The organism is Bacillus sp. TL12 (assembly GCF_022625245.1).
Lineage (GTDB): Bacteria > Bacillota > Bacilli > Bacillales > Bacillaceae_G > Bacillus_A.
In genome coordinates, this window is sequence record NZ_JAJJBY010000245.1 from 1 (window position 1) to 298 (window position 298).

Annotated in this window: 1 pseudogene; it reads right to left on the reverse strand. The window is 38.6% G+C overall.

Annotation, left to right across the window (positions count from 1 at the left end):
* Positions 1 to 298, reverse strand: a pseudogene (locus tag LOK41_RS28770) (IS4 family transposase); the annotation flags it as partial.

Below are 298 nucleotides of genomic sequence, written 5' to 3' on the forward strand. Positions count from 1 at the left end.
GATTTGCCAACGCAAAGAATACCAGTCATGCACCTGTCCCATCGGGACAATATCTATAGGAGTGTTTGTCATGTATACATTTATGCCACTGAGTCGTTTACTACGAGGAGAATACTTCATTCCTTTCTTTTTTTCTCTCACAGTTTGATCTTGTAATCGTTTTTGTTGTTGTTCTTTTGTTAGTCGATGAATAATCACACGAGTTGGTACTTTATCAGTCATTCCTACATAAGCCTCGGGTATTTCACATGTTTGTCCTGGCTGAAGAGAATTCATTAAGACCTCCATATCTATCTGC